The 6,160-nt window shown below is 40.8% G+C and carries 5 protein-coding genes and 1 tRNA gene; 5 read left to right on the top strand and 1 reads right to left on the bottom strand.

From position 1 onward, the window contains the following. Window positions 1-262 precede the first annotated feature (262 nt). Window positions 263-1,405 (bottom strand): ABC transporter permease, encoded by a 1,143-nt coding sequence (locus tag PN447_RS06955; protein ID WP_271761953.1) that lies wholly within the window; start codon window positions 1,403-1,405, stop codon window positions 263-265. Window positions 1,406-1,485: 80 nt separating this feature from the next. Here PN447_RS06955 and PN447_RS06950 point away from each other — a divergent pair. From PN447_RS06950 to PN447_RS06930, 5 genes are all read left to right on the top strand, one after another. Next, window positions 1,486-1,557: transfer RNA gene (locus tag PN447_RS06950), tRNA-Gly, on the top strand. A 196-nt stretch (window positions 1,558-1,753) separates the two neighbouring features. After that, window positions 1,754-2,194: a MerR family transcriptional regulator gene (locus PN447_RS06945; RefSeq protein WP_271761951.1), complete on the top strand. Its 441-nt coding sequence runs from the start codon at window positions 1,754-1,756 to the stop codon at window positions 2,192-2,194. A 23-nt stretch (window positions 2,195-2,217) separates the two neighbouring features. Continuing rightward, a complete protein-coding gene (locus PN447_RS06940) occupies window positions 2,218-3,300 on the top strand; it encodes a hypothetical protein (protein WP_271761950.1) in 1,083 nt (360 codons plus the stop codon). Further along, entirely contained in the window at window positions 3,297-4,499 is a 1,203-nt protein-coding gene (locus PN447_RS06935; RefSeq protein ID WP_271761948.1) for a helicase HerA-like domain-containing protein, read from the top strand. Before PN447_RS06940 ends, PN447_RS06935 begins: the two co-directional genes overlap by 4 nt. A gap of 1,135 nt (window positions 4,500-5,634) precedes the next feature. Next, window positions 5,635-6,072, top strand: a complete 438-nt coding sequence (locus PN447_RS06930) for an Hsp20/alpha crystallin family protein (RefSeq protein WP_271734097.1) — start codon at window positions 5,635-5,637, stop codon at window positions 6,070-6,072. Window positions 6,073-6,160: the final 88 nt, after the last annotated feature.

Raw genomic sequence — 6,160 nt, 5'->3', positions numbered from 1 at the left:
TACCCAAAGCTGAAGAAGAAAAGAAAAAAGTTGTCAAGGTAAATCTGCAATAATCCCTGGTTGGTAATTTCCGTCTTCTACCTCCTCCTGCAATCAATTTCAACTTAAAAGCCTGGTAATGAGCGCAACCAGGCTTTTTTTTGTTTATTGAACATTTATTGATTACACTGAAGTTAGTATTGATAAACCTATAGGAGCCATGACTCAACCAACTTCTAGAATATGTATATTGGGTGGAGGCTTTGGTGGTCTCTATACCGCTCTATCTGCGCAGACTGCGGGGATCCAGAGCATCCCTCAACCCATCACCAAGTAAATTAAAAGACAGCACAGTTAGAATAATTAAAGCAGCTGGCGGCCAAATTAACCAAGGTTGCAACACCACAATTGAAGCATTACTAGCCAAAGATAGCATATTCCCCCAAGAAGGATCAGGCTGTTGGATTCCTAAACCAATCAGACTTAATACCGCTTCCGCACCAATAAAACCCGGAACCGCCAATGTGGCAGAAATAATTACATAGGTAGCAGTTTGTGGTAAAATATGGCGGATAATAATGTAAATTGGTTTACCACCCATTGCTACTGCTGCTTGTACAAATTCTCGCTCCTTAATTGATAGTACCTGGCCGCGAATTACCCGCGCTAACCCCGCCCAACTAATCACCGACATAATCACTACAATTAAAACAAAGCGCTGGGTACTGGTTAAACCAGGTGGTAAAACAGCACCCAAGGTCACTAACAGATAAATCCCTGGGAAAGTCATTAGCACTTCTGCTAACCGCATAATTACGCTATCAATCCAACCACCAAAGTAGCCAGAAATACCCCCAATGATTAGAGCTAGGGGAAAACTAATCAATACCCCAATAATCCCAATAAATAAACTAATCCGACCACCATATACTAAACGGCTGAATTGGTCGCGTCCTTGGTCGTCAGTACCTAAAATATTTAAGGCTGTGGGACTAGCTACGCCATCCCCATCATTTATAGTCCCAAATAAATGCCAGTCTAAAGGAATACCGGGTAAAATAGTTACCTCTTCCCACTTGGGAGGAAGGGGTAAAGTTAACTGTAATAGTTGGTATTCCGCACCACGGACAAATAACCTGATGGGTGTTGGTTGGGTAAAGTCTACTATGATTTGGCGATCGCCCGTTTCTAAATCAGTATCGCCCTGAACAGTAGGATATACATGGGGTCCGATAAATTTTCCCCGTTCTGACTGAGAAAACCAATAAACCCGAGTTGGTGGTAACAGGGAACCATTAGGCTGTGAAGCCAGAGGATTATAAGGAGCGACAAAATCAGCAGCAATTACCATTATGTAGAAAATTAACAGCACAATTGCCCCAAATCGCGCCAAAGGGTTTTTCCGCAGTTTTTGCCACCAATTCATAATTTCTGCCTCTTCCATAAACGGTAATTATTATGGTACAATTACTAATATCTTATTTTTCTACTCCATCTGTCTTCACTGCGGGTGTAATTCAGTGGTAGAATGTCACCTTCCCAAGGTGAACGTCGTGGGTTCGAGTCCCATCACCCGCTTTTGTAATTGTTGAGCAACCTGTATCAGTAATTCGTTAATCAGTGGCGTGTTTTTCTCTGCCATCAATTGCCATAGCTGCTGACGGGTAGTTTCACTGGCTACTAAACGACACTGAATAGTAAGGCTCATGCCTTTTAAACATATTTGTCCTATAATACCATGCTTATGTTATTGCTTTCTGTAAAATAGTATTTTATGCAAGAAACTTTTTTCACAAGTAAGGACGCGACTCAATTGACCGGTTGTACTCTTCGCCAGATTCAGTATTGGCGAGAGAGGGGGATCCTTGTACCTGTAATTAGTGGTACGGGTACGGGTCGCAGTATTTATTATTCAAGGTCGAATTTGGTGGAGTTGGCAGCTATGGTATATTGGCTGTCTACGGGTATTAGTTTTGATGTCGCTTGTCAAGTTCTCAAACAATTGAAGGAACAAGCACCAGAGTTGTTTATTTCGGGTCAGGGTAAGCGGTTTATGTTGTTGTTATCACAGGATGATTCGCTTTCTTTGGTAGAATTTGATCGGAAGATAGCGATCGCATCCCTGGATGAAGGTAAAGCTGTGATTCCGGTGTGGTTAGATATAATTTATAACAAGTTAAATAATAGACTCATTGATCAGAATGAATCTGCTTAATCTGTAGGGAGAGATAATGCTTAATGACAAATAGAAATATACCGTCTGATGAGGGGGTCTTTGATTCTGCCATAGCTAACCAACGTCCAGTACCAGAAACCTTCTTCCTCGATTTTTCGGCTGATCAAACCATTTCCCAGAATCTCCACCAATCTGATGAATCCGTACAGCGTTGGATACGTCGATTCATGGAAGATGCTCATAGTCCAACTCAGTTTTTATTTCACTTCCAGGCATACGGTAATGATTTTGATGAAGAAGTAGCTACTGATTTAGTGAGTGGAGAAATTGCGGCTATTGACTCTACAGATGTTTTACCTGTTACTGACTTAATGAATACTTCCTTTTATGCCGTTGGAGTTGGATGTATTACCAGTCAGAATCGCCATAATCCAGAGGTTGTTTTAACTACTACAAACACTCGGTATGCAAGACCTGATGAAATTGCAGCAAATGATAGTGATTTGTTTAGTCTATGTGATGAATTAGATAACATTCGTCAGACTAAAGGCTCTTGGGCTACAACATTTCGGGAATATCAAGAACGAACAATAGCCATTGATTGTGAGCAAGAAACTGTGTTGCTAGATGGACCAATTTTTACTCAAAACTTGATTACTCAACATTCAGGACGAGAGCTTTATTATAGGATGATGCAAACAGGGAAGCGTTTTATTGGTGTCATCAAAGATTTGGGTAGTTCTTGGGCAATTAGTAAGTGGACAGCTATGAGTTTAGAAAGAGGGGAGGGATTCGTCCTGTGTCCTATTCAAGACCAGTATCAACGACGATTTAGAGATAACACAAGCATTAATACCTGGGTCAGTAGATTACCAGGCAAGTATGTTCGGGTAGTCTATCGTCCTGCTGAAAAAGCATTTGCCTTTGAATGCGCTCTAGCTGATTTATCATACGCAGTTAGTTTATTGCGACAAGATGCTAGTCCAACTATTAACCACGAAATACCTCTGTTGCTGGAAACCGTTGATTGGCATCTTAGAGGAAGCAATAACTCTCAGTCCATTAAACACTCCTTTATTAGCGAAATTCAGCGCAATAACTATCGCATGGGAGTGGATATTACAAATGAAGGTAACTACAGATGACACTAATTCAAATTCCTGACACGATTAATTCAGATTTAAGTTTAATCTGTGGCTACACTTTTAACGAGCCAGAATTATCCGCAAATGATTTTGTAATTGTTGAAGATCATGCAAGCCATAGGAACTATTTTGGACAAGTTGTTAGTCCCCAAGCAAACTTGAATCGTTCGGCTCTTGGACCACAAGATAATGCGACAATTAATGCTTTTGAACAGCTAGAGCAGAATAACTATGCTCGTGAAGTTGTCGTTCGAGAGGTTTATTTTTATCAAGTAAACCTAATTAAAGACATTACCCAAGACCCACCAAGTAGTGTTCGTCGGCGACCTCAAATTGGATCTATTGCAAGAGAAGCCACAGAAGATGAGATCATCAGATACTTAAACTTGCCCCCTGCGGATGAAAGGTATGGAATTGGGGAGATTATCGATACAAACATTGGCATTTATGTCAATCCACGAACTTTTTATTATCAAAGCTTAATTGCTGGTGCAACAGGGAGTGGAAAAACCAATTCCTGTGCCAATTACATTCGCGCAGCATTACAAATGGGCTTTGCAGTTATCATTTACGATCACAAGCCTGATTATCAGCATATTGATAGACCGAATCAAGATGCAATAGATATTTTAAATGGGAATGGTCAAACCGACCAAGACACAACCTGGATTGAAGGAGTTGATGCTGATTTTTACTACTTGGGAGAGGAATCAACTGCCTTTCAAGGTACTCCAATTGCTATTCCAGCCTCAGAGTTCGATCCAGCAGTTTTGGCAGCAGTAATGTACTATCCTCCTAATGAAACTAACTCTCGTGAAGAATTCGAGACTTTATTAGAAGAATTTGACGACGAACGACAGGCAGATCAGAATGGTAACGAGCCAGTAATTTGGACGCTAGGGGACTTTTACCGATGGGTGACTAGTTATGATCCCCAGAACCCCAATGCACGGCAGCCACCTCCTCATAGAAGAGGGGGGATAGACTCACGAACTTACAATGCTATGGTCAACAAAATGACCCGTCGTAATCGTCGTCCAGCTTGGGTTGACGGTGGACTACCAATCCGTCCAATGGGGAATCCTAATGGTACTAGTAGAGGTAGAAGATCCAGTCCGAGTGCGGCTGTATTTGGTCAAGATCAAACCCCTCAGCAACCACAATGGTTTGATCCTAGTAATCTATTTTGGATGATGTAATTACAGTTAGCTATACAATAATCGGGAGCCAGGGGTTAGAAACCCCTGTCTAAAAGCTGAAGTCGGATTTATCCGACTGGGTGTTAAATATAACATTATCAATAGGGTTAACAATGATTTTCTAGAGTATTATATGTAACTTACCAGTCCACTTTTAGTGGACTTTTGCTATTAGACGCTTAATTTATTCCCCGGCTAATGACTGTTAATGGTCATACCTCTTCCCAGTCAACAGTCAACAATCAACAGTGCGATCGCACTGTTGGAATTGCCAATGAATCCCAGGGTACCAATGGGTAAATACTCAAGGTTCTACCACCTACCTGGAAATATTAAGTTTAGTATCAAAGTCAGGTACTCTTGATTTAACAATGATATATTAATAATTGAAGCTAAATAGCTTCCCTGGCAGATTCAACAGCCAATGTTCAGTTCACAAAGAGGTAAAAGCGCTGTTCTATTCTAATCTGTCTCGTCAACCGAACACAACACCCAACTGGAAAGCTGATATTTCCTCAGATTGCTAAACAGGGGGTTATGCCACTGATAGTTTAGTCAGGGTCACCCTATATAGTCTGATAAATGAGAGGAAATAATAAGGTGAGTAGGAGCTTGGGTGTTGTTGTGTGCAAGATTTTCACCTCAGAGGTTATTTTATAACTTTTGAAAAGGGAACAGGGAACAGGGAACAGGGAACAGAGAATAGGGACTAGGGACTAGGGACTAGGGACTAGGGACTAGGGAACAGGGACTAGGGAATAGGGAATAGGGAACACCGGAAAACCGGAAAACCGGAACATACCGAAGCAACAAAATCAAGCCCCATTCCCTGGTGAAGGGAAAGATGAGGGTGGGGTCAAATAATATTCGATACACTAATCATAACTTTTAAAACATCCTCTCAAGAAGTCGGGGATATAATCCTGCTGACTACTCTGGTAATTTCGGTTTACCACACCTAAAAAATAGAGAAAACCCTAATATTTATTGTCGCCAAATTATGGGCGGTAATCATCAATTATGCCGTCGTAATAACCGAATTTACAGAAATTGTTATCCTGATTAATATTTAAATGAAGCACTAAGACAAGTGCAAAATCAATTAAATAAAAACTACTTAATCGGAGGAATATTTATGTTAGTTCGCTGGAATCCCTGGATGGAAATCGGTACTCTCCACCGTGAAATTAATAGCCTACTTGAAGAAACCAAAGCACCATCTAGACTATTTGAAAGAGGTTTCCATAAAGTTCCTGCTGCGGAAATATCCGAAACCGATGACGCAGTTAATGTCAAGCTAGAAATACCAGGAATGGACACCAAAGACCTGGATATACAAGTCACAGAAGACACCGTTTATATTACTGGTGAGCGCAAATCGGAAACTAAAACCGAAAATAAAGGTGTCAGCAAGAGTGAATTTTATTACGGTAAATTCCAACGAGCAATTTCTCTACCTACCTTGGTGCAAAATAATAAAGTTAGTGCGGAATACAAGGATGGTATTTTGCATCTAACACTACCCAAAGCTGAAGAAGAAAAGAAAAAAGTTGTCAAGGTAAATCTGCAATAATCCCTGGTTGGTAATTTCCGTCTTCTACCTCCTCCTGCAATCAATTTCAACTTAAAAGCCTGGTAATGAGCGCAACCAGGCTTTTTTT

Origin of the sequence: Anabaena sp. CS-542/02 (genome assembly GCF_028331085.1) — a bacterium.
Lineage (GTDB): Bacteria > Cyanobacteriota > Cyanobacteriia > Cyanobacteriales > Nostocaceae > Anabaenopsis > Anabaenopsis arnoldii.
This window is presented reverse-complemented; position numbering and strand designations above follow the sequence as displayed.

What these genes read in the sequence shown, in the direction of transcription:
- PN447_RS06955 (WP_271761953.1), bottom strand. Translation starts at nt 1,405, where the DNA reads ATGAATTGGTGGCAAAAACTGCGGAAAAACCCTTTGGCGCGATTTGGG.
- PN447_RS06945 (WP_271761951.1), top strand. Translation starts at nt 1,754, where the DNA reads ATGCAAGAAACTTTTTTCACAAGTAAGGACGCGACTCAATTGACCGGT.
- PN447_RS06940 (WP_271761950.1), top strand. Translation starts at nt 2,218, where the DNA reads ATGACAAATAGAAATATACCGTCTGATGAGGGGGTCTTTGATTCTGCC.
- PN447_RS06935 (WP_271761948.1), top strand. Translation starts at nt 3,297, where the DNA reads ATGACACTAATTCAAATTCCTGACACGATTAATTCAGATTTAAGTTTA.
- PN447_RS06930 (WP_271734097.1), top strand. Translation starts at nt 5,635, where the DNA reads ATGTTAGTTCGCTGGAATCCCTGGATGGAAATCGGTACTCTCCACCGT.